The sequence below is a fragment of the Pseudoxanthomonas wuyuanensis genome (genome assembly GCF_900215535.1).
GTDB lineage: Bacteria > Pseudomonadota > Gammaproteobacteria > Xanthomonadales > Xanthomonadaceae > Pseudoxanthomonas_A > Pseudoxanthomonas_A wuyuanensis.
Genome location: NZ_OCND01000006.1, coordinates 146,909 through 169,224 on the forward strand (window position 1 = coordinate 146,909; position 22,316 = coordinate 169,224).

Below are 22,316 nucleotides of genomic sequence, written 5' to 3' on the forward strand. Positions count from 1 at the left end.
TAGTTCAGCGCCAGGGCGTTCATCGCCAGCGGTTTCATTGCCAGAACCGGATGAGCACGGCCAGCAGGGCAATCAGGCCGAGAATCATCGCGAAGGCGTAGTGGTAGAGGAAACCGGACTGGGTACGGCGCAGCAGGTTGGCGGCCAGATCGATCAGCCGCGCACTCCCGTTGACCGCAACCCCGTCGATCAGATGGGTATCGATAGCGCGCGAGACCTTGCCCAGCTTGACGCCGCCGGCGGCAAAACCGCCGATCCAAAGATGGTCTGCCCAGTACTTCTTGTCCAGGATGTTGGTCAGGAACGCGCCGATCGTGCTGCTGCGCAGCCTGGCCGGCCATTCGGTCTTCCACAGGTACAGCGCGGAGGCCAGCAGGAAGCCGGTCAGCGCCAGCCAGAACGGCGCGGCCTTGATGCCGTGCAGCGCGAATTCCCACGGACCATGGAAGGTCTGCTTCAGCTGCAGCACGGTGTCGCGGGCGGGGTTGGCGAAATCGATCGCGCCCAGGAAGAACGGCAACCGCTCGTGATGCCCGCTCCAGTCGGTGCCGAACAGCATCGGGCCGACCGTGAAATAGCCGATCAGGATCGACGGGATGGCCAGCAGGATCAGCGGCACCGTCACCACCCACGGCGATTCGTGCGGCTCATGTACGCCGTGATGGCCGTCATGCCCATGAGCGTCGTGGGCGTGATCGTCATGGCCATGAGCGCCATGGGTTTCGCGGAAACGTTCCTTGCCATGGAAGGTCAGGTACAGCAACCGGAAGCTGTAGAAACTGGTGACCAGCACGCCCAGCAACACCGCCCAGTAGCCGTAGTTGGCGATCCAGCTGCTCGGCCCGCTGATATCCGGCGCCATGGTGCCCATCTCGGCCATCTTGTGGGCGAACTCGCCGGCCTGCTCCTTGTGGTGCTTGGCCGCTTCGATGATGGTGTCCTTGGAGTAGAAGCCGGAGAAGAACGGCGTGCCGACCAGCGCCAGCGTGCCGATCAGGCTGGTGAAATAAGTAATCGGCATGTACTTGCGCAGACCGCCCATCTTGCGCATGTCCTGCTCATGGTGCATGCCGATGATCACCGAGCCGGCGGCCAGGAACAGCAGCGCCTTGAAGAACGCGTGGGTCATCAGGTGGAACACCGCCGCCGAATAGGCCGACACGCCCAGTGCGACGGTCATGTAGCCCAGCTGCGACAGCGTGGAATACGCCACCACGCGCTTGATGTCGTTCTGCACAATGCCGATAAGGCCGGTGAACAACGCAGTGGTTGCGCCGATGAACAGCACGAAATCCAGCGCGGTCTGCGACAGCTCGAACAGCGGCGACATCCGCGCCACCATGAAGATGCCCGCGGTGACCATGGTCGCGGCGTGGATCAGCGCCGAGATCGGGGTCGGGCCTTCCATCGAATCCGGCAGCCAGACGTGCAGCGGCACCTGCGCCGACTTGCCCATCGCACCGATGAACAGGCAGATGCAGATCGCGGTGGCCAGGAACCAGACCACCGGCTCATCCAGCACCTGCCAGCTCTGCCCGAACAGGTTGATGGCGCCGGACCAGACGGTGACGGCCTTGCCGGCCAGCATCGGCGCATTGGCGAATACGGTGGCGTAATCCAGCGTGCCGAACATGAACAGCACGCCGGCGATGCCCAGCAGGAAGCCGAAATCGCCGACCCGGTTGACCAGGAACGCCTTCATGTTGGCGAACACCGCGCTCGGGCGCTTGAACCAGAAACCGATCAGCAGGTAGGACACCAGGCCCACCGCTTCCCAGCCGAAGAACAGCTGCAGGAAGTTGTTGCTCATCACCAGCATCAGCATGCTGAAGGTGAACAGCGAGATGTAGCTGAAGAAGCGCTGGTAGCCGGGATCCTCGGCCATGTAGCCGATGGTGTAGATATGCACCAGCAGCGAGACGAAGGTGACCACCACCATCATCATCGCGGTCAGCTTGTCGATCATGAAGCCGATGTGGCCGCTGTAGTTGCCGATCTCGAAGAACGTGTAGACGTTCTGGTTGAACGGCGATGCGCCCTGCCCGACCAGCTGGTACAGCACCCAGCCCGACAACGCGCAGCTGATCGCCACGCTGAGGATGGTCGCCCAGTGCGCGCCCGCGCGCCCCACCTGGCGGCCGAACAGGCCGGCGATGATGCTGCCCAGCAACGGCGCCAGCACGATCGCCAGCAGTACGTTCTTTGAAATCGCCGGCAGTCCGCCGATATGTTCCAGACCAGTCATCAGTGCATCAGCCTTTGAGCGTATCGACTTCGGCGACGTTGATCGTGCGCCGGGTGCGGAACAGGGTGACCAGGATCGCCAGGCCGATGGCGGCCTCGGCCGCAGCCACGGTCAGGATGAAGAACACGAAGATCTGCCCGGCGGCATCGCCCAGTTCGCGCGAGAAGGCGATGAAGTTGATGTTGACCGACAGCAGCATCAGCTCTATCGACATCAGCAGCACGATGACGTTCTTGCGGTTCAAGAAAATGCCGGCCAGGCTGATGCAGAACAGCACCGCGCCCAGCGCCAGCAGGTGACCCAGCGTAATCATGGCTTGCCCTCCCCTTCGCTACCGGCATCGGCCGGAGGCGGATTGTCCCGCTGCGGCTTTTCGACCGCGACCTTGACCATGCGCAGGCGATCGCTGGCCTTGACCCGCGACTGCTCGGACGGATTCTGGCTCTTGATGCCTTCGCGCTTGCGCAGCGTCAGCATCACCGCCGCCACCACGGCGACGGTCAGGATGACCGCGGCGAATTCGAACGGCAGCAGGAATTCGGTGAACAGGCTGCGCGCCAGCCAGGCGGTATTGGAGACTTCCGCCGCCGCCGACGCTGCGTTGTCCGGGAATGGCGCGGCCATCTTCGCCTTGATGCCGATCAGCACCAGCATCTGCACCAGCATCACCACCGCCACCAGCAGGCCGGCCGGCAGAAAGCGCACCCAGCCCTCGCGGATCTTGACGATGTCGATGTCCAGCATCATCACCACGAACAGGAACAGCACCATCACCGCGCCCACGTAGACGAGAATCAGCGCCACGCCCAGGAACTCCGCGCCCACCAGCAACCAGGTGCAGGCCACCGAGAAGAACGTCAGGATCAGGCACAACACCGCATGCACCGGGTTGCGCACGCTGATCACCGCGCCGGCCGAGGCGACCGCGACGGCGGCAAAGGCGTAGAAACTGATCAATACCCAATCCATCACAGGACCTCAGCGGAAAGCGGCGTCGGCGGCGCGGCGCTCGGCGATTTCGGCTTCCAGCCGATCGCCAATCGCCAGCAGCTGCGGTTTGGTCACGATGTTCTGGCCACGCTTGTCGAAGTGGTACTCCAGCACATGCGTTTCCACGATCGAATCCACCGGGCAGCTTTCCTCGCAAAAGCCGCAGTAGATGCACTTGAACAGGTCGATGTCGTAGCGCGTGGTGCGGCGGGTGCCGTCCTCGCGCTTGGCCGAGTCGATGGTGATGGCCAGCGCCGGGCATACCGCCTCGCACAGCTTGCAGGCGATGCAGCGCTCCTCGCCGTTGGGGTAGCGGCGCAGCGCATGCAGGCCGCGGAAGCGCGGCGACTGCGGGAACTTCTCCATCGGGTACATCATTGTGTACTTCGGCTTGAAGGCGTACTTCAGCGTCAGCCACAGTCCGCCCAGCAGCTCGAGCAGCATCAGGCTCTTGAAGAAGTGGATGATCCTATTCATTTCAGCATGTCCTTAATCATGCGCCCTTCTCGAACACGCCAAAGAACACCATCACCGCGGTCACCGCTATCCAGGCAATGGCCAGCGGGATGAACACCTTCCAGCCCAGCCGCATGATCTGGTCGTAGCGGTAGCGCGGGAAGCTGGCGCGGAACCAGATGTAGGCGCTGGCGAAGAACAGCACCTTCAGCAGCAGCCACGGCCAGCCGCCAACCCAGATCCAGTCCACCCACGGCGAGATGTCGGCGCTGATCCAGCCCTGCAGCGGGCTCAGCCAGCCGCCGAGGAAGAACAGCGCCACCAGGAAGCTGATCAGGATCATGTTGGCGTATTCGGCCAGGAAGAACAGCGCGAACGCCGCGCCCGAATACTCCACCATGTGGCCGGCGACGATTTCCGACTCGCCTTCCACCACGTCGAACGGCGCGCGGTTGGTCTCGGCCACGCCGGACACCCAGTAGATGACGAACAGCGGGAACAGCGGCAGCCAGAACCACTCGAGGAAGCCGTTGTTGCCCGATTGCGCCATCACGATGTCGGTCAGGTTCATGCTGCCGGCGGCGATCAGCACGCCGACCAGCGCGAAACCCATCGCGATTTCGTAGCTGACCACCTGCGCGGCCGAGCGCATCGCGCCCAGGAACGCGTATTTGGAGTTGGAGGCCCAGCCGGCGATGATGATGCCGTACACGCCCAGCGAGGTCATCGCCAGCAGGTACAGCAGGCCGGCGTTGGCATTGGACAGCACCAGCCTGGCGTCGAACGGCACCACCGCCCAGGCGGCGAATGCCGGCGCCAGCGTGATCAGCGGCGCAATCACATACATCGCCTTCTGCGCGCTGCTGGGCTGGATGATTTCCTTGAACAGCAGCTTGAACACGTCGGCAAAGGCCTGGAAGATGCCCATGCCCACGTACATCGGCCCGTGGCGCACATGCATCCAGCCGATCAGCTTGCGTTCCCACACCACATAGAACGCCACCGCGATGATCACCGGCATGGCGATGGTGAGGATCTTCAGCACGATCCACAGGGCTACGCCGATATCGCCCAGCCCGAAGAACCATTCGCGCAACGGGCCAACCGCGTTGATCAACAACTCATTCATGCGCTCACCACCGTGACACGTCCGGCTCCCAGCGGCGAAGTCGCGCCGTGGCCGCTTTCAATCCAGGCCGTACCCGCCGCGACGCGTGCGTCGACCGCCAGCGGCAACGCTGCCGTGCCGTCGGCGCTGCCGATTTTGGCAACCTTGCCTTCGGCCAGGCCCAGCGCCTGCGCATCGGCCGGATTCAGCACGATGCGCGCCGGCACGTTGAGCGGGTGCGCCTGCAGCGCGGCTGCGCGACGGACCACGCTGTCGGTGCGGTAGATGCCCGCGCTGACCGCAAGTTCAAGCCCATCGGCATGGCCTGCCGTCGGAGCCGGGCTGGCGGCACCGCGGTTGATACCCGTCGGCTGCCGGTTGGCGGCGAGCGCACGCGCGCCGGCCAGGTCGGTGAAATCGAAGGCCGGCAGCTGCAGTTCGCCGCCCAGGGCGCGCAGCACCCGCCAGCCTTCACGGGCTTCGCCGGGAAGCTTGCCGCCCGGCTGCGTGCGCTGCTCGACACCATCCAGATTGGTCAGCGTGGCCTCCAGTTCCGGCAGCGCGCCAATCGGCAGGATCACGTCGGCGACATCGCGGGTCGACTGGCAGGCGAAATGGCTGAATGCGACGACCTTGGCCGCGTTCAACGCCTTCTGCACGGCGGCGCTGTCGGCAAAGTCCAGCCCCGGTTCGATGCCATAGAGCACATAGGCGCTGCGCGGCTCGGCAAACATGCCGACCACGTCGCGCTTGCCGGGCAGCACGCCGGTGCGGGCAAGACCGAGCGCGTTGGCGCCCTGCGGAATGCGGCACAGCGAGGCACCGGTGGCGGCAGCGAAATCGGCGGCCGCCGCACGGATCTTGGCGGCGGCAGGATGGTTTTCGGCCAGCCCGCCAACGATGACCGCCGCGCGGGTCGCATTACTGGCGGCCTCGCGCAGCGCGGCATCGCCCAACGCGCCGGCCAGCTGCGACGGCGCCACGATGGTCTTGCCGGCGATATCGAAAGCGAAATCGAAATCGACCGGGTTGACCGCATGCACGCGCGCGCCGCGGCGGGTGGCCTTGCGGATGCGCTGATGCAGCAGCGGCAACTCGTGGCGGATGTTGGTGCCGACCAGCACGATGACATCGGCCTGTTCGATTTCCGCCAGCGGCAGCGCGAACGGCTGCGCCACCGCGCCATCGGAGAAGTCGCGGTTGAAGATGCGATGGTCCAGGTTCTGCGAACCCAACCCGTCGGCCAGCGCTGCCAGCAGGCCGCCCTCCTCGTTGGAGGTGGCCGGATGCGCCAGTACGCCCAGTTCGTCGCCCGGGTGCGCACGCAGGATATCGGCGGCGGCGGCCAGGCCTTCGGCCCAGCTCACTTGCTGCCATCGACCGTCGATCTTGCGCAGCGGCCGGACCGCGCGGTCCTCGGCATGCAGCCCCTGGTGCGAATAACGATCGCGATCGGACAGCCAGCATTCGTTGACCGCCTCGTTGTCGCGCGGGACGGTACGCAGCACTTCGCCGCGGCGCACATGCAGGAACAGATTGGAACCCATGGCATCGTGGTAGCCGACGGATTCGCGCGCGATCAGCTCCCACGGACGCGCGCGGAACTGGAACACCTTGTTGGTCAGCGCGCCGACCGGACAGACATCGATCACGTTGCCCGACAGCTCGGTGGTCAGCGGCTTGCCGTCATAGGTGCCGATCTGCAGGTTCTCGCCGCGGTACATGCCGCCCAGCTCGTAGGTACCGGCGATGTCGGCGGTGAAACGGATGCAACGCGTGCACTGGATGCAACGGGTCATCTCGGTGGCCACCAGCGGACCGATGTCCTCGTCCGGCACCACTCGCTTGCGTTCCTGGAAGCGGCTGACCGACCGGCCATAGCCCAGCGACAGATCCTGCAGTTCGCATTCGCCGCCCTGATCGCAGATCGGGCAGTCCAGCGGATGGTTGATCAGCAGGAACTCCATCACGTTGCGCTGCGACTTCAACGCCTTCTCGCTGCGCGTGGCGATCTTCATGCCATCCATGACCGGCGTGGCGCAGGCCGGCGCCGGCTTGGGCATCTTTTCCACGTCGACCAGGCACATGCGGCAGTTGGCGGCGATGGCCAGCTTGTCGTGGTAGCAGAAGCGCGGGATAGGGATACCGGCCTTGTCGGCGGCCTGGATGATCATCGAGCCTTTCGGCACGACCAGCGACTGGCCATCGATTTCGATGGTCAGGTGATCCGGCGGGACGTTGGGGTTTACGGGCTGGGCGCTCATGCGATGGCTCCCGGGACCGGGGACCGGGGACCGGGGACCGGCTGAACACCCCCGTTGATCCCTGACGCGACCGCCAAACGTCCCGATGTTTCAGATTCTTTTGTCACTGTCTTGGGCAGGAAACCAAAAGCTCTTCCCGGTCCCTGGTCCCTGGTCCCCGGTCCCGATCGATGGAGAGTACTCATGCCGCCACTCCCAGCTTCTCATCGACAATGGATCGCCCATTGACGATGTAATACTCGAACTCGTGCCAGAAGTGGCGCAGCATGCCCTGCACCGGCCAGGCGGCGGCTTCGCCGAAGGCGCAGATGGTGTGGCCCTCGATCTGGCCGGCGGCGGCTTTGAGCGTCTGCAGGTCTTCCAGCGTCGCCTTGCCTTCCACCACGCGGGTGATCATGCGGTACATCCAGCCGGTGCCTTCGCGGCACGGCGTGCACTGGCCGCAGCTCTCCTTGAAGTAGAAGCGCGCGATGCGCTGGCAGGCGCGCACCATGCAGGTGGTTTCGTCCATCACGATGACCGCGCCCGAACCCAGGCCGGAACCGGCCTTCTGGATGCTGTCGTAGTCCATGGTCAGGCCCATCATGGTTTCGCCCGGCAGTACCGGCATCGACGAACCGCCCGGAATCACCGCCTTGATCTTGTGGCCGTTGCGGATGCCCCCGGCCATTTCCAGCAGTTCGGCGAACGGCGTGCCCAGGCGGATTTCATAGTTGCCGGGCTTGGCGACGTGGCCGGACACCGAGAAGATCTTCGGGCCGCCGTTGTTGGGCTTGCCCAGGTTGAGGAACCACTCGGCGCCGTTGCGGATGATCGCCGGCACCGAGGCATAGGTCTCGGTGTTGTTGATGGTGGTGGGCTTGCCGTACAGGCCGAAGTTGGCCGGGAACGGCGGCTTGAAGCGCGGCTGGCCCTTCTTGCCTTCCAGCGATTCCATCAGCGCGGTTTCTTCGCCGCAGATGTAGGCGCCCGCGCCCAGCGCGTTGTAGATGTCGATGTCGATGCCCGAACCGAGCACGTTCTTGCCCAGCCAGCCATGCTTGTAGGCTTCGGCGGTGGCCTCTTCCAGGTGTTCGAACGGTTCGTGGTGGAACTCGCCGCGCAGGTAGTTGTAGGCCACGCTGGAACCGGTGGCATAGCAGGCGATGGCCATGCCCTCGATCACCGCATGCGGGTTGAAGCGCAGGATGTCGCGGTCCTTGGCCGTACCCGGCTCGGATTCGTCCGAATTGCAGAGGATGTACTTCTGCATGTCGCCCTTGGGCATGAAGCTCCACTTCAGGCCGGTGGGAAAGCCTGCGCCGCCGCGGCCGCGCAGGCCGGACTGCTTGACCATCTCGACCACATCAGCCGGCGGCATCTTCTCTTCGATGATCCGGCGCAGCGCGCTGTAGCCGCCGGTCTTCAGGTAGTTCTCGTACGACCACGGCTTGTCGAAATGCAGCGTGGTGTAGACGACCTGGTGCTCCTTGGGAGCCGGGCCGACCGGGCCGTAGCCTTCGGACGGATGGGAATGATGTGCCATGTGCTTACTCCAGCCCGTCCAGCAGCTCGTCCACCTTCGCAGGCGTGAGCTTCTCGTGGTAGTGGCCGTTGATGACGACCACCGGCGCGCCGCAGCAGGCCGCCACGCATTCTTCTTCGCGCTTCAGGTAGACGCGGCCGTCGGCGGTGGACTGGCCCAGCTTGCAGCCGAGCTTCTTCTCGGCGTGGGCGACCAGATCCTCGGCGCCGTTGAGCCAGCAGCTGATGTTGGTGCAGAAGGCCACATTGTTGCGGCCGACCTTCTCGGTCTCGAACATCGAATAGAAGCTGGCGACCTCGTACGCCCATACCGGCGGCAGGTCCAGGTACTTGGCCACGGCGGCGATCAGCTCATCGCTGAGCCAGCCGTTGTTCTGTTCCTGCGCGGCATGCAGGCCCTGCAGCACCGCCGAACGCTTGCGGTCCGGCGGGAACTTGCCCAGCCAGTGGTCGATATGCGCGCGCGTCTTGTCGCTCAACGCCACCAGCGGATCGACGTGCTGCGCTTTTTCGAAGTTTCCTGTGGCTTTCATGCGTGGAACTCCGGGACTCGGGACTGGGGACTGGGGACTCGCAGGAGCCCGCGTCCGCCAGCGTCCGAACCATGAGAAAGAACAACCGCGTTTACAGAAAAGGACACCGCAGACCAGCCTTCGCCGAGTCCCGAGTCCCGAGTCCCGAGTCCTGGCGCGCTCACCGATCCACCTCGCCAAATACCAAGTCGTAAGTACCGATCATCGCAACCACGTCGGCAAGCATATGGCCCTGCACGATGGCGTCCATCGAGGACAGGTGCGCGAACCCGGGCGCGCGCAGATGCACGCGGAACGGCTTGTTGGCGCCGTCGGACACCAGATAGCAGCCGAATTCGCCCTTGGGCGCCTCGACTGCGGCGTAGGTTTCGCCGGCCGGCACGCAATAGCCTTCGCTGAACAGCTTGAAGTGATGGATCAGCGCTTCCATGTCGTCCTTCATCTCCTCGCGGGACGGCGGAGCGACCTTGTAGTTCTGCACCATCACCGGGCCAGGATTGGCCTTCAGCCACCGCACGCACTGCTGGATGATGCGGTTGGACTGGCGCATCTCGGCCACGCGGACCAGGTAGCGGTCGTAGCAATCGCCATTGGTGCCGACCGGGATGTCGAATTCGACCGTGTCGTACTTGGCGTAGGGCTGCTTCTTGCGCAGATCCCAGGCGATGCCCGAACCGCGCAGCATCGCGCCGGTCATGCCCCAGGCGCGCGCCTGCTCAGGCGTCACCACGCCGATGCCGACGGTGCGCTGCTTCCAGATGCGGTTGTCGGTCAGCAGCGTCTCGTATTCGTCGACGCGCTTGGGGAATTCGTTGGTGAAGTCTTCCAGAAAATCCAGCAGCGAGCCTTCGCGCGCGGCATTGAACAGTTTCAGCGCCTTGCCCTTGCGCCAGGGCGATTCCTTGTACTTGGGCATGCGATCCGGCAGGTCGCGGTAAACCCCGCCCGGACGGTAGTAGGTGGCGTGCATGCGCGCGCCGCTGACCGCCTCGTAGCAGTCCATCAATTCTTCGCGTTCGCGGAAGGCGTACAGCATCACCGCCATCGCGCCCAGGTCCAGCGCGTTGGAGCCGATCCACATCAGGTGGTTCAGGATGCGGGTGATCTCGTCGAACATCGTGCGGATGTACTGCGCGCGCTCGGGCGCTTCGATCCCCATCAGGGTTTCGATGGCGCGCACGTAGGCATGCTCGTTGCACATCATCGACACGTAGTCCAGCCGGTCCATGTAGCCGATCGACTGGTTGAACGGCTTGGATTCGGCGAGTTTCTCGGTGCCGCGGTGCAGCAGGCCGACATGCGGGTCGGCACGGACCACGGTTTCGCCGTCCATTTCCAGGATCAGGCGCAGCACGCCGTGCGCGGCCGGATGCTGCGGGCCGAAGTTCAGCGTGTAGTTGCGGATTTCCGGGCGGACTGCGGCGGGATTGGAAGCTTGCGTGCTCATGACTTGTTGCCCTCGCGCGCGGCCTGCTCGCCGGCGGCGGTCTGGTAGCGCGCATCGTCGCGGATCACGCGCGGCACGCCGACCCGCGGTTCGACCGAGGTCACCGGCTCGTAGATCACGCGCTTCTTCTCGTCGTCGTAGCGCACTTCGACGTTGCCGATCAGCGGGAAATCCTTGCGGAACGGATGGCCCACGAATCCATAGTCGGTCAGGATGCGGCGCAGGTCCGGATGCCCTTCGAAGATGATGCCGAAAAGGTCGTAGGTTTCACGCTCGAACCAGTTGGCGCCGGCCCAGATATCGGTGACCGAGGCCACGACCGGCAGGTCGTCGTTGGGCGCGTAGCAACGCACGCGCAGGCGGCGATTGTGCTGGAAGGAAAGCAGGTGCAGCACGACCGCGAAACGGCGCTCCGGGCCGGCTTCGCCCTGCGGGCGCTGTTCCCAGTTGAACCGTCCGGGACCGAACCCCTCCACGCCGCGGCTGAAACCCTCCGAGGAAACGTCGGAGGTGTCCCATTCGTCGCTGCCGTAGCCCAGGTAGTCCACGCCGCAAACGTCGATGGCCTGTTCGAAACCGAATTCGTCGCGCAACGCCAGGCACACCGCGTGCCAGGACGGCGACGGCACTTCCAGCGTGATCTCGCCACGCGGCTCGGCAACGGTGACCAGCGCGTCCGCGAATCGCGCGCGCAACCGGTCGGTGAGATTTAAAGCTTGCTCGGCCATGGGGCGTGGCGTGCTCTGGGTAAGGGGACGGATTTCGGGGAAGCCGGGGAAGAGTCAGCGCGCGATGGTCTGCGTGCGCCAGATCTTCTTCTGCAACTGCAGGATGCCGTAGACCAGCGCCTCGGCCGTCGGCGGGCAACCGGGCACGTACACGTCCACCGGCACGATGCGGTCGCAGCCGCGCACCACGGAGTACGAGTAGTGGTAGTAGCCGCCGCCGTTGGCGCAGCTGCCCATCGAGATCACCCACTTCGGGTCGGGCATCTGGTCATAGACCTTGCGCAGCGCCGGGGCCATCTTGTTGACCAGGGTGCCGGCCACGATCATCACGTCGGACTGGCGCGGCGACGGGCGGAACACCACGCCATAGCGGTCCAGGTCCAGCCGCGAGGTGCCGGCGTGCATCATTTCCACCGCGCAGCAGGCCAGGCCGAAGGTCATCGGCCACATCGAGCCGGTGCGCGCCCAGTTCATCAGCGCATCGACGCTGGTGGTCACGTAGCCTTTTTCCAGCAGCGGATTGTCGCCTTCCGGGCGCAGGATGTCGTCCACCCGCCCTTCCGGGATCGGGTTGGTCATCAGGCGGTCGATGGTTTGGATCACTCCCATTCGAGCGCTCCCTTCTTCCAGACGTAAATGAAACCGAGGAACAGCATGCCGACGAACAGGCCCATCGTGACCAGTGCGCGCGCGCCGAGTTCCTGGAAGACCAGGGTCCACGGGACGATGAAGATGATTTCCAGGTCGAACACGATGAACTGGATGGCGATCAGGTAGTAGCGCACGTCGAACTTCATGCGCGCGTCTTCGAACGGTTCGAAGCCGCATTCGTAAGGCGAGAGTTTCTGCGCGTCAGGGCGGCGCGGGCCGAGGAATCGACCGACCACCATCAGCGCAATGCCGATGCCGGTAGCGACGATCAAGAACAACAGGGTCGGCAGATAATTGGCCAGCACTCGCGATTCTCTTCTCTTGTCCTAACCCGCCCGCCGCAAAGTTTACACGCTGTCGCGCATCCACCTTGCAAAAGGCTCGCATTTCGCCATGGAAGCCGCGATGCCGGCGGCCTTGCGCGGGTGCGCTGGAAACCATCCCGTGCCTGCAGCGGCAGGCCAACCGACGGCTTCCCTCTGAATCCGAAGCCCGGCGTTGGCGGCAGCGGAAACGTTCCGTTGCCGCCCTTCCGCAACACGTACCGGGCCGGCAACGAATCGGCGGAATTGTAACGGTTAGTGAACTGACTAGTAAACGTTCCACGCGCCCGCAACGCGCCGCGCCACCCCACAACCTCGGCGCCAGAACGCTGCCGACAGGAACGGCAAAGCCCGCACTGCGGCGGGCTTTGCTGTCTGGCTCTGCGGGCTCGGCCTGGTCGCTGCGAACGGCGACTGCGAAACCCGCGCTGGATTGGTGCCCAAGAGGGGACTCGAACCCCTACGACTTTCGCCGCTACCACCTCAAGGTAGTGCGTCTACCAATTCCGCCACCTGGGCATTGTCAGTTCCGCAGCCGGCCTGGCCGCTGCGGGGAGCTATTGTAGCCGGCTCAGCCGCCCTGCGGCGGCGCAGCCGGCTGTTCGGCCGGGGTTGCAGACGGCGGCTGCGCCGTGTCCAGCTCCACCGGCGGAGTCGCGGCGGGCGCGGCCGGAACCGTCGAGGTATCGCCAGCCGGCGCCTGGACCGGGGCGCTGGGAACCGTGCTCGACGGCAGTTCGCCGGCAGCCGGGGCCGGCGCGGCCGGCAACTGCGACATCACGCCCAGGTTCTGCTGCTGCGCCGGGCGCGCGTTATGGGTCGCCTGCCAGGCCATGAACAGGCTGATGCCGAAAAACACGACCGCCAGCCACTTGGTGCTCTTGGACAGGAAGTTGGATGCGCCGCGCGAACCGAACACGGTGCCGGACGCACCGGCGCCAAAGCCGGAACCGGCGGCGGCACCCGAGCCGCGCTGCATCAGCACCATCGCAATGATCGCGATGGCGACCAGTACGTAGACCACGTTGAGGATCAACATCATTTCGAATTCGTCTCAATCGGTTGCGGAACCTGCCGCCATGGCCGGTTCCGGTGAAGCTTCAGCTTCGTTTCGCCGCCGCTTGCGCGATGGCGAGGAAATCACGGGCAACCAGCGACGCGCCGCCCACCAGCCCTCCATCGACATCCGGCTGCGCGAACAGTTCCGTGGCGTTGTCGGGCTTCACGCTGCCGCCGTACAGGATGGGCAACGAATCGGCAATTCTAGCATCGTGTGCGGCGACTTCGCCACGGATGAACGCGTGCACGGCCTGGGCCTGCTCCGGGCTGGCGGTGCGGCCGGTGCCGATGGCCCAGACCGGCTCGTAGGCGATGACGGCGTTCTCGAAGGCTTGCGGGCCGGCCGCTTCGAACACCGCCTGCAGTTGCCGTTCGATGCGGGCTTCGGTCTGGCCGGCCTCGCGCTGCTCCAGCGTCTCACCCACGCAGAGAATCGGCACCAGTCCGGCGTTGCGGGCGACGGCGAACTTGCAGGCCACCGTCTGGCTGCTTTCGTTGTGGTACTGGCGGCGTTCGGAATGCCCGACCAGCCCGTAGCGCGCGCCGACATCCAGCAGCATCGACGCCGACACCTCGCCGGTATAGGCGCCCTTTTCGTTGCAGCTGACGTCCTGGGAACCGAAGCCGATGCCGCGCGGCGCGTAGTCCTCGATCAGCTCGCCCAGGTACGGCAACGGCGGCAGGATCAGCACGTCCACGTTGTCCAGCGGCAAGCCGGCGGCGATTTCGTCCATCAGCGCGTAGGCGAACCGGCGGTCTCCATGCAGCTTCCAGTTCCCGGCAACGATTTTTCGGCGCATAAGACCAATTCCTGTCCAGTTGGGCGCGCAAGGATACCCTCCCGGCCAGCGGGTGACGAGCCGTGGCGGCAAATGCCAGCGGCTGCATCGCGGATGAGCGCGCTCAATCGGCTTCCAGTTTCTTCATCAGCGGCACGATCAGGTCCATCGGCAGCGGGAACACGATAGTCGAATTCTTCTCGCCGGCCACCTCGATCAGCGTCTGCAGGTAGCGCAGTTGCATCGCCTGCGGCTGCCTGGCCAGGATCTCCGCCGCCTCGCCCAGCTTTTCGGCCGCCTGCATCTCGCCCTGGGCATGGATGACCTTGGCGCGCCGCGAGCGTTCGGCCTCGGCCTGCTGGGCGATGGCGCGAATCATGCTTTCGTCCAGGTCGACGTGCTTGATCTCGACATTGGTGACCTTGACGCCCCACGGATCGGTCTGTTCGTCCAGGATCAGCTGGATGTCCTGGTTCAGCTTGTCGCGTTCGGTCAGCATTTCGTCCAGTTCATGCTGGCCCAGCACCGAGCGCAGCGTGGTCTGCGCGACCTGGCTGATGGCCTCGTAGTAATGCTCGACCTGCAGCACCGCCTTGGCCGGCTCGACCACGCGGAAATAGACCACGGCATTGACCTTGACCGAGACGTTGTCGCGCGAGATCACGTCCTGCGACGGTACGTCCATCACCACCGTGCGCAGATCCACGCGAATCATGCTCTGCACGCCGGGAATGACGATGATAAGGCCCGGTCCCTTGGTGCCGGTGTAGCGGCCCAGCGTCAGGATCACGCCACGCTGGTACTCCTTGAGGATCTTGATGGTTGCCGCGATCAACGCCAGCAGCAGGATCACGACGGCGCCGGTGAATCCGAACATGGCAGTCTCCTTTGCGCCGTTCCTGGCGCGGATCCGCGTTTCCGTCCGCGGGTCGGTTCGATGCGCATCCTTCGCATGGCCCCGCGCATCCCTGCGCGGAGATCGCACGTCAGTCGTGCGCCTTTTTCACCCGCAGGGTCAAGCCGTCGACGGCAGCCACCCGCACGCGATCGCCCGGCTGTAGCGGCTGGTCGGCCTGGATGCGCCAGCGCTCGCCTTTCAGGCGCGCCCATCCCCTGCCGTCGCCGAATTCGCTGACGACCAGTTCGGATTGCAGCAGCGCCTGCTCGCCGGTGACCACCGCGACCCGGCGCGAACGCGCCAGCAGGTAGACGGTGGCGGCCATCGCCAGCACCGCCACCGTGGCGATGCCGGCCACGATGCCCATGTTGGTCCGGTAGCCCGGCACGTCGATGTCGAGCAGCAGGATGGAACCGAACACGAACGCAGCGATGCCGCCGAAGCCCAGTACGCCAAAGCTGGGCAGCAGCGATTCGGCCACAATCAGCACGATGCCCAGCAGGATCAGCGCGAAGCCGACGTAGTTGACCGGCAGCAGCTGGAAGGCGAACAGGCCCAGCAGCAGGCAGATCGCGCCCATCACGCCAGGCAATATGGCGCCGGGGTTGTAGCCTTCCAGCAGCAACCCGTAGATGCCGGCCAGCAGCAGGAAATACGCCACCGCCGGGTTGGTCAGCACCGCCAGAAAACGCATCCGCCAGTCCGGCGCATAGTCGCGCATCCCGATTCCGGCCGTGGCCAGGGTTTGTTCGCCGCCAGCCATCAGTACCTTGCGGCCATCGACGTCCTTCAGCAGCGCCTGGCTGTCGGGACTGATCAGATCGATGACGCCCAGTTCCAGCGCCTCGCGCGAGGAAGCGCTGACGCCTTCGCGTACCGCCCGCTCGGCCCAGTCGGCATTGCGGCCGCGCCGCTCGGCCAGGCCGCGGATGTACGCCACCGCATCGCCAAGCAGTTTGTTCTGCATCGCATCGCCCGATCGCGCGGCATCCTTCTGGTCGGACGGATCGGCCCGGGGCCCGGGGCCATCGTCCTTGTCCGCCGCCGGTCCGTCGCCGCGGTCGCCGCCCGGGAACGGCCGCCCGCCGATGGGCACCGGCGTGGCCGAGCCCAGATGCGTGGCCGGCGCCATTGCCGCCACATGACAGGCGTAGAGGATGTAGGTACCGGCGCTGGCGGCGCGCGCGCCGCCCGGGGCCACGTAGCCGATCACCGGAATCGGCGAATTGAGGATGGTCCGCACGATGTCGCGGGTGGCGCCGTCCAGGCCGCCCGGCGTATCGATGCGCAGCACGATGACCGATGCGCCGTCGCTGACCGCCTGGCGGCTGGCCTTCTCGAAATATCCGGTCGTGGCCGGGCCGATCGCGCCGTCGATCTCGATCAGGGCGGCATGGCCGACCGCAGTCGGCCTTTCCTGGGCGCTTGCCAGCGCCAGAAACGTCACGCAAAGCAGCAGGGGCCACCAGCGTTTCGACATGGCGCGATTATAGCGCCGAGGCATGTTGGCATCAGGTTACGCCAGCCCGGGCCCGGAACCGCCGTCCGCTACTTGAGCTTGATCTCGCGCAGGCGCTCTTCCAGGTAGCCCTGGGCGGTGATCGGCTGCGGGTAGCGGCTGGGATTGCCGGCGCTGACGCAGTAAGGCAGCACATCGATCAGGAAGTCCGGATTGGGGTGCAGGAAGAACGGCACCGAATAGCGCGGCTTGCGCGCTTCTTCGCCCGGCGGGTTGGTCACCCGGTGGGTGGTGGAGGGATAGACGTGGTTGGTCAGCCGCTGCAGCATGTCGCCGATGTTGACCACGATGGTGTCGGCGTCGGACGTGAACGGCACCCATTCGCCCTTCTTCGACAGCACTTCCAGCCCGGCCGCGCTGGCGCCGACCAGCAGCGTGATGAGGTTGATGTCCTCGTGCGCACCGGCGCGCACATTGGGGACGTCGTCCGTCGTGATTGGCGGGTAATGGATCGGGCGCAGGATCGAATTGCCCGAATCGGTCTTGTCGGCGAACCAGTTTTCCGGCAGCCCGATATGCAGGGCCAGCGCCGACAGCATCCGCGAGCCCAGCTTGTCCAGCGCCTGGTACAGGCCGTAGCCGTGTTCGCGGAACCCCGGGACTTCATCCGGCCACAGGTTCGGCGGCATCACGTCGCGGTATTTCGAATCGTCGGGAATCTCGCGGCCGATATGCCAGAACTCCTTCAGGTCGAAATGCTTGGAATCCTTGGCCGTTTCCACCCCGAACGGGGTGTAGCCGCGCGCGCCGCCGCTGCCGGGCACGTGGTACTTGAGCTTGGTCTGCTCGGGCAGCGCGAAGAAATTCTGGAAGACGCCGTAGGCCGCGTCGATCTGCGACTGCGCGATGCCGTGGTTGCGGATGCCGGCAAAGCCCCATTCGCGGTAGGCCGCGCCCAGCTCGGCCACGAAGGCGTCGCGGTCGCTGTCGAAACGGGTGATGTCCAGCGTGGGAATACGGGAACTCATTCAGGTCAACTCCACTAGATGGTGCGCGGGCGCCATTCGGGCATGCCCGCCGTTTCCATGCCTTGATCTGCCTCAATGCGCCGCGGCAGCGCGGACCGCGTCGGCCAGCTTGTCCAGCGTCGCCTGCATCAGCGCATCGTCGTCGGCTTCCACCGTGACCCGCACCACCGGCTCGGTGCCGGAGGGGCGCAGGAAGGCGCGGCCGCGGCCGGAAACGGCGGTCTGCGCTTCGGCCAGCGCGGCCTGCACGCCGGCGGCCTCGGTGGGCCTGGCGCCATTGGCCAGGCGCACGTTGACGGTCTTCTGCGGCACCCGCACCAGGCCCGCCAACGCCTCGCGCAGCGATACGCCGGTGCGCTTGAGCACCTCCAGCACCTGCAGCGCGCTGACGATGCCATCGCCGGTGCTGGCGCGGTCCAGGCACAGCAAGTGGCCGGAGGCCTCGCCGCCCAGAATGCCCTTGCCTTCGACCAGCGCCTGGTGCACGTAGCGGTCGCCCACCTTGGCGCGCACGAAGGCGATCCCGGCGTCGGCGAAGGCGCGCTCCAGCCCGTAGTTGGTCATCAGCGTGCCGACCACCGGGCCGCGCAGGCGCCCGCTCTTCTGCCAGTCGCGGGCCAGGATGTAGATCAGGCCATCGCCGTCGACGATGTCGCCGCCGGCATCGACGAACAGCACCCGGTCGCCGTCGCCGTCGAAGGCGATGCCGAGCTCGGCGCCGCTTTCGCGCACGCGCGCGGCCAGCGCTTCGGGGTGGGTGGAGCCCACGCCGTCATTGATGTTGAGTCCGTTGGGTTCGGTACCGATGGCCTCGACCCGGGCGCCCAGTTCGCGCAGCACCATCGGCCCGACCTGGTAGGTCGCGCCATTGGCGCAGTCCACGACGATGCGCATGCCGTCCAGATCGAACTGCCGCGACACCGAATTCTTGCAGGCTTCGACATAACGGCCGATCGCATCGCGGGTGCGCACGGCCTTGCCCAGTTGCTCCGAAGCCACGGTACGGAACGGATGCTCCAGCGCGGCCTCGATCGCCAGTTCGGTGCCATCGTCCAGCTTTTCGCCTTCGGCCGAGAAGAACTTGATGCCGTTGTCGTGGTGCGGGTTGTGCGAAGCGGAGATCACAATGCCGCCGTCGGCGCGCAGCGAACGGGTCATGTGCGACACCGCCGGGGTCGGCATCGGCCCCATCAGCTCCACGTCCACGCCGGCGGCGACCAGCCCGGCTTCCAGCGCAGCCTCGAACATGTAGTTGGAGATGCGCGTGTCCTTGCCGATGATCACCATCGGCTTGCGCCAGTCGCCCTCGCTCTTGACCGACGCGCGCAGCGCATGGCCGTAGGCATTGCCCAGGCGCAGCATGAAATCGGCCGAAATCGGGCCCTCGCCGACCCGGCCGCGAATGCCGTCGGTGCCGAAGTATTTGCGCGTGCTCATGGTGTCGGGACCGGGGACCGGGGACCGGGGACCGGGCAGGTGCGCATGTCCGCGAGTGCCAGCATGCGGACGCGGCGCCCGACGCTTTTCCCGGGTCCCGACTTCACCTTCACCATCACCATCGTCATGCCACCACCTCCACGCTCTCCTGCGGCTTGGGCTGTTTCATCATCAACGCCAACAGATCCGCCAGCCGGTCACGCAGTTCGCGGCGGTCGCAGATCTGATCGATGGCGCCATGCTCAAGCAGGAACTCCGAACGCTGGAAGCCTTCCGGCAGCGTTTCGCGCACGGTCTGCTCGATCACGCGCGGGCCGGCGAAACCGATCAGCGCTTCGGGCTCGGCGATGTTCAGATCGCCCAGCATCGCGAACGAGGCCGACACGCCGCCGGTGGTCGGATGGGTCATCACCGAGATGTACGGCAGCCCGGCCTCGCGCAGCTTGCCCAGCGCGGCCGAGGTCTTGGCCATCTGCATCAGCGAGAACAGGCTTTCCTGCATGCGCGCGCCGCCGCTGGCGGAAAAGCACACGAACGGCGAGCCGATCTCCAGCGCCTTTTCCGCGCCCAGCGAAAACCGTTCGCCCACCACCGAACCCATCGAACCGCCCATGTAGGCGAAATCGAAGGCGCTGGCGACCAGCGCCCTGCCCTTCAGCAAGCCCTGCAGGGTGATCAGCGCGTCGCGCTCGCCGGTGCTTTTCTGCGCGGCCTTGATGCGGTCGGCGTACTTCTTCTGATCCTTGAACTTCAGCACGTCGGTCGGGCCGAGTTCGGCGCCGATCTCGCGGGTGCTGCCCGGATCGAACAGCGCCGCCAGCCGCGCGCGCGCGCGGATGGCCATATGGAAGTTGCACTTGGGGCAGACCTCCAGGTTTTCTTCCAGTTCCGGGCGGTACAGGACGGCGCCGCAACGGTCGCATTTTTCCCACAGTCCTTCCGGGACGCTGCGTTTGCTTTGTTTTCCGCCTTCGGTGCGGATGCCCGAAGGCATTAGTTTGCTGAGCCAGCTCATGCGTTGTCTTTGGTCCCGTTCAGGTTGGGCCGTAGCTAAGCATGCCAGTTTAGCTCAGTCATCGCTGAGTGAGGTCAGGCGTCCAGCGCTTGCCTCAGCGGGGCCAGGAATGCTGCGGCGCGGGAAACGGCATCGGCGGCATCCGTTGCACCGCCCAGCAATGCCACCAGCGCGCTGCCGACCACCACGCCATCGGCGTCGACCGCCATGGCGCGGGCGCTGTCGGCGTCCTTGATGCCGAAACCGGCCGCTACCGGCACCGGCGACAGCTTGCGGATCTCGCGCAGGCGGTCGCTCGCGGCCGCCGTGTCCAGGCGCTCGGAAGCGCCGGTCACCCCGGCGAAGCTGACGTAGTAAAGATAACCCTGCGCGGTTTCGCACAGCATGCGCATGCGCTCGGGCGAGGTGGTCGGCGAGGCCAATGCAATCAGATCCAGACCATGGCGGCTGAAGATGGCGCGGGTTTCGGCCGCTTCCTCCGGCGGCAGGTCCACCAGCAGGACACCATCGACACCCGCCGCCACCGCCTCGGCGGCGAAGCGTTCGCAGCCGTGGATCTCGACCGGGTTCAGATAGCCCATCAGCACAATGGGCGTTTCATCATCCTGCTGGCGGAACACCTCCACCGCCTCCAGCACGTAGCGCAGCCCGGCGCCCCGCGCCAACGCACGCTCGGAACTGCGCTGGATGGTCGGGCCGTCGGCCATCGGGTCGGAGAACGGGACCCCCAGTTCGATCACATCGGCACCGGCATCCACCAGCGCATGCATCACCGGCACGGTCGATTCCAGCGATGGATCGCCGGCGGTGATAAACGGAATCAGGGCCCTGCGGTTGGCGGCCTTGAGGTCGGCGAATTTCTGCTGGAGGCGGGTCATGGGGTGAGGAGTGAGTTGGGGCGAGGAGTGAGTGATGAGAAGTGAGTGATGAGAAGTGAGTGATGAGAAGTGAGTGAGTGAAGAGGAGTGAGAAGTGAGTGGAGCCGAGTACGGGAGCGGAAGTGGAAACGGGAAGCCAGGCCTCCACTCGTTTCTCACTTCTCTTCACTCACTCCTGCTTCATATCGCCATCCCCTCGCGCGCAGCGATCGTATGCACGTCCTTGTCGCCGCGGCCGGACAGGTTGCACAGCACCAGCGCATCCTTGGGCAGTTCGCGCGCCAGCTTCATCGCCTGCGCCAGCGCATGGCTGGATTCCAGCGCCGGCAGGATGCCCTCGGTGCGCGCCAGCGTATGGAACGCATGCAGCGCTTCGTCGTCGGTAATGCCGAGGTATTCGGCGCGGCCGGTTTCTTTCAGGAACGCGTGCTCGGGGCCGACGCCGGGATAGTCCAGGCCGGCGGAGATGGAATGGGTTTCGGTGATCTGGCCGTCGTCGTCGCAGATCACATAGGTGCGGTTGCCGTGCAGTACGCCGGGGCGGCCGGCGGCCAGCGATGCGGCGTGGCGGCCGGTTTCGATGCCGTCGCCGGCCGCTTCGGCGCCGACGATGCGCACGGACGGATCGTTGAGGAAGGCATGGAACAGGCCGATGGCGTTGCTGCCGCCGCCGACGCAGGCGGTGATGGCATCGGGCAGGCGGCCGTAGTCTTGCAGCATCTGCGCCCTCGCCTCGCGACCGACGATGGCGTTGAAGTCGCGCACCATGCGTGGGTACGGATCCGGACCGGCCACGGTGCCGATGATGTAGAAGGTGTCCTGCACGTTGGTGACCCAGTCGCGCATCGCCTCGTTCAGCGCGTCCTTCAGCGTGGCCGAACCGCTGGTCACCGGGACCACGCGCGCGCCGAGCAGGTTCATCCGGTAGACGTTGATCTTCTGCCGCTCGATGTCGGTGGCGCCCATGTAGACCACGCATTCCAGGCCCAGCCGCGCGGCCACGGTGGCGCTGGCCACGCCGTGCTGGCCGGCGCCGGTCTCGGCAATGATGCGGGTCTTGCCCATGCGGCTGGCCAGCAGCGCCTGGCCGATGGTGTTGTTGATCTTGTGCGCGCCGGTGTGGTTCAGGTCCTCGCGCTTGAGCAGGATGCGCGCCCCGCCCACCTCGCGGCTCAAACGCTCGGCTTCGTAGATCGGACTGGGCCGGCCGACGTAATGCTTCAGGTCCTTGTCGTAGGCGGCGATGAAGGCCGGATCCGCACGCGCCTGGTCGTAGGCGGCGGCCAGTTCCTGCAGCGGGCCGATCAGGGTTTCGGCGACGAAGCGGCCACCAAAACGGCCGAAGTGGCCGCTGGCGTCGGGATAGGCGTGGAAATCGGCGGGGGTCGATAGGGTCATGGCGGGTACGGCGGCTGGCCGGGGGTTCGGCCGGAAGATCAGCACTCTAGCGCACAGGTCGCAGTCAAAAAAGCGATAAGATTTGACACAACCTGT

The 22,316-nt window shown here is 65.6% G+C and carries 21 protein-coding genes and 1 tRNA gene; all 22 read right to left on the minus strand.

Annotated features, from left to right (window positions below; all coding sequences use genetic code 11):
• Window positions 1–34: 34 nt before the first annotated feature.
• A complete protein-coding gene (gene nuoL, locus CRO39_RS13270) occupies window positions 35–2,245 on the minus strand; it encodes an NADH-quinone oxidoreductase subunit L (protein WP_097122430.1) in 2,211 nt (736 codons plus the stop codon).
• Window positions 2,246–2,252: 7 nt separating this feature from the next.
• A complete protein-coding gene (nuoK, locus tag CRO39_RS13275) occupies window positions 2,253–2,558 on the minus strand; it encodes an NADH-quinone oxidoreductase subunit NuoK (RefSeq protein WP_097122431.1) in 306 nt (101 codons plus the stop codon).
• Window positions 2,555–3,217 carry an NADH-quinone oxidoreductase subunit J gene (locus tag CRO39_RS13280; protein WP_176520206.1) on the minus strand — a complete coding sequence of 221 codons (663 nt, stop codon included), beginning with the start codon at window positions 3,215–3,217 and terminating at the stop codon, window positions 2,555–2,557. The genes nuoK and CRO39_RS13280 overlap by 4 nt, the downstream gene beginning before the upstream one ends.
• A 6-nt stretch (window positions 3,218–3,223) precedes the next feature.
• Complete coding sequence (gene nuoI, locus CRO39_RS13285) at window positions 3,224–3,712, minus strand: NADH-quinone oxidoreductase subunit NuoI (protein WP_097122433.1); 489 nt, start codon at window positions 3,710–3,712, stop codon at window positions 3,224–3,226.
• A gap of 16 nt (window positions 3,713–3,728) precedes the next feature.
• The gene (nuoH, locus tag CRO39_RS13290; protein WP_097122434.1) at window positions 3,729–4,820 is read right to left on the minus strand and encodes an NADH-quinone oxidoreductase subunit NuoH; all 1,092 of its coding nucleotides are present in this window, start codon (window positions 4,818–4,820) and stop codon (window positions 3,729–3,731) included.
• Window positions 4,817–7,063: an NADH-quinone oxidoreductase subunit NuoG gene (gene nuoG, locus CRO39_RS13295; protein WP_097122435.1), complete on the minus strand. Its 2,247-nt coding sequence runs from the start codon at window positions 7,061–7,063 to the stop codon at window positions 4,817–4,819. The genes nuoH and nuoG overlap by 4 nt, the downstream gene beginning before the upstream one ends.
• Before the next feature lie 181 nt (window positions 7,064–7,244).
• Window positions 7,245–8,588, minus strand: a complete 1,344-nt coding sequence (gene nuoF / locus CRO39_RS13300) for an NADH-quinone oxidoreductase subunit NuoF (protein ID WP_097122436.1) — start codon at window positions 8,586–8,588, stop codon at window positions 7,245–7,247.
• A gap of 4 nt (window positions 8,589–8,592) precedes the next feature.
• Window positions 8,593–9,120 carry an NADH-quinone oxidoreductase subunit NuoE gene (gene nuoE / locus CRO39_RS13305; protein ID WP_097122437.1) on the minus strand — a complete coding sequence of 176 codons (528 nt, stop codon included), beginning with the start codon at window positions 9,118–9,120 and terminating at the stop codon, window positions 8,593–8,595.
• A 160-nt stretch (window positions 9,121–9,280) separates the two neighbouring features.
• Complete coding sequence (locus CRO39_RS13310) at window positions 9,281–10,567, minus strand: NADH-quinone oxidoreductase subunit D (RefSeq protein WP_097122438.1); 1,287 nt, start codon at window positions 10,565–10,567, stop codon at window positions 9,281–9,283.
• On the minus strand, window positions 10,564–11,295 hold the full coding sequence (locus tag CRO39_RS13315; RefSeq protein ID WP_097122439.1) for an NADH-quinone oxidoreductase subunit C: 732 nt from the start codon (window positions 11,293–11,295) through the stop codon (window positions 10,564–10,566). The genes CRO39_RS13310 and CRO39_RS13315 overlap by 4 nt, the downstream gene beginning before the upstream one ends.
• A gap of 54 nt (window positions 11,296–11,349) precedes the next feature.
• A complete protein-coding gene (locus tag CRO39_RS13320; RefSeq protein WP_097122440.1) occupies window positions 11,350–11,904 on the minus strand; it encodes a NuoB/complex I 20 kDa subunit family protein in 555 nt (184 codons plus the stop codon).
• Window positions 11,895–12,251: an NADH-quinone oxidoreductase subunit A gene (locus tag CRO39_RS13325; protein WP_097122441.1), complete on the minus strand. Its 357-nt coding sequence runs from the start codon at window positions 12,249–12,251 to the stop codon at window positions 11,895–11,897. Before CRO39_RS13325 ends, CRO39_RS13320 begins: the two co-directional genes overlap by 10 nt.
• Window positions 12,252–12,703: 452 nt before the next feature.
• A tRNA-Leu gene (locus CRO39_RS13330) sits at window positions 12,704–12,788 on the minus strand.
• A gap of 52 nt (window positions 12,789–12,840) precedes the next feature.
• Entirely contained in the window at window positions 12,841–13,311 is a 471-nt protein-coding gene (secG, locus tag CRO39_RS13335; RefSeq protein WP_097122442.1) for a preprotein translocase subunit SecG, read from the minus strand.
• Window positions 13,312–13,369: 58 nt separating this feature from the next.
• Entirely contained in the window at window positions 13,370–14,128 is a 759-nt protein-coding gene (gene tpiA, locus CRO39_RS13340) for a triose-phosphate isomerase (protein ID WP_097122443.1), read from the minus strand.
• A 103-nt stretch (window positions 14,129–14,231) separates the two neighbouring features.
• The gene (locus CRO39_RS13345) at window positions 14,232–14,984 is read right to left on the minus strand and encodes a slipin family protein (RefSeq protein ID WP_097122444.1); all 753 of its coding nucleotides are present in this window, start codon (window positions 14,982–14,984) and stop codon (window positions 14,232–14,234) included.
• Between the two features lie 109 nt (window positions 14,985–15,093).
• Window positions 15,094–16,485, minus strand: coding sequence for an NfeD family protein (locus CRO39_RS13350; protein WP_097122445.1), 1,392 nt, complete (start codon window positions 16,483–16,485; stop codon window positions 15,094–15,096).
• A gap of 68 nt (window positions 16,486–16,553) precedes the next feature.
• Window positions 16,554–17,492, minus strand: a complete 939-nt coding sequence (locus tag CRO39_RS13355) for an isopenicillin N synthase family dioxygenase (RefSeq protein ID WP_097122446.1) — start codon at window positions 17,490–17,492, stop codon at window positions 16,554–16,556.
• Between the two features lie 72 nt (window positions 17,493–17,564).
• Window positions 17,565–18,929 (minus strand): phosphoglucosamine mutase, encoded by a 1,365-nt coding sequence (glmM, locus tag CRO39_RS13360; RefSeq protein ID WP_097122447.1) that lies wholly within the window; start codon window positions 18,927–18,929, stop codon window positions 17,565–17,567.
• 124 nt (window positions 18,930–19,053) lie between these two features.
• A complete protein-coding gene (accD, locus tag CRO39_RS13365; RefSeq protein ID WP_097122448.1) occupies window positions 19,054–19,944 on the minus strand; it encodes an acetyl-CoA carboxylase, carboxyltransferase subunit beta in 891 nt (296 codons plus the stop codon).
• A gap of 74 nt (window positions 19,945–20,018) precedes the next feature.
• Window positions 20,019–20,822 (minus strand): tryptophan synthase subunit alpha, encoded by an 804-nt coding sequence (gene trpA / locus CRO39_RS13370; RefSeq protein ID WP_097122449.1) that lies wholly within the window; start codon window positions 20,820–20,822, stop codon window positions 20,019–20,021.
• A gap of 180 nt (window positions 20,823–21,002) precedes the next feature.
• Window positions 21,003–22,220 (minus strand): tryptophan synthase subunit beta, encoded by a 1,218-nt coding sequence (trpB, locus tag CRO39_RS13375; protein WP_097122450.1) that lies wholly within the window; start codon window positions 22,218–22,220, stop codon window positions 21,003–21,005.
• Between the last annotated feature and the right edge of the window lie 96 nt (window positions 22,221–22,316).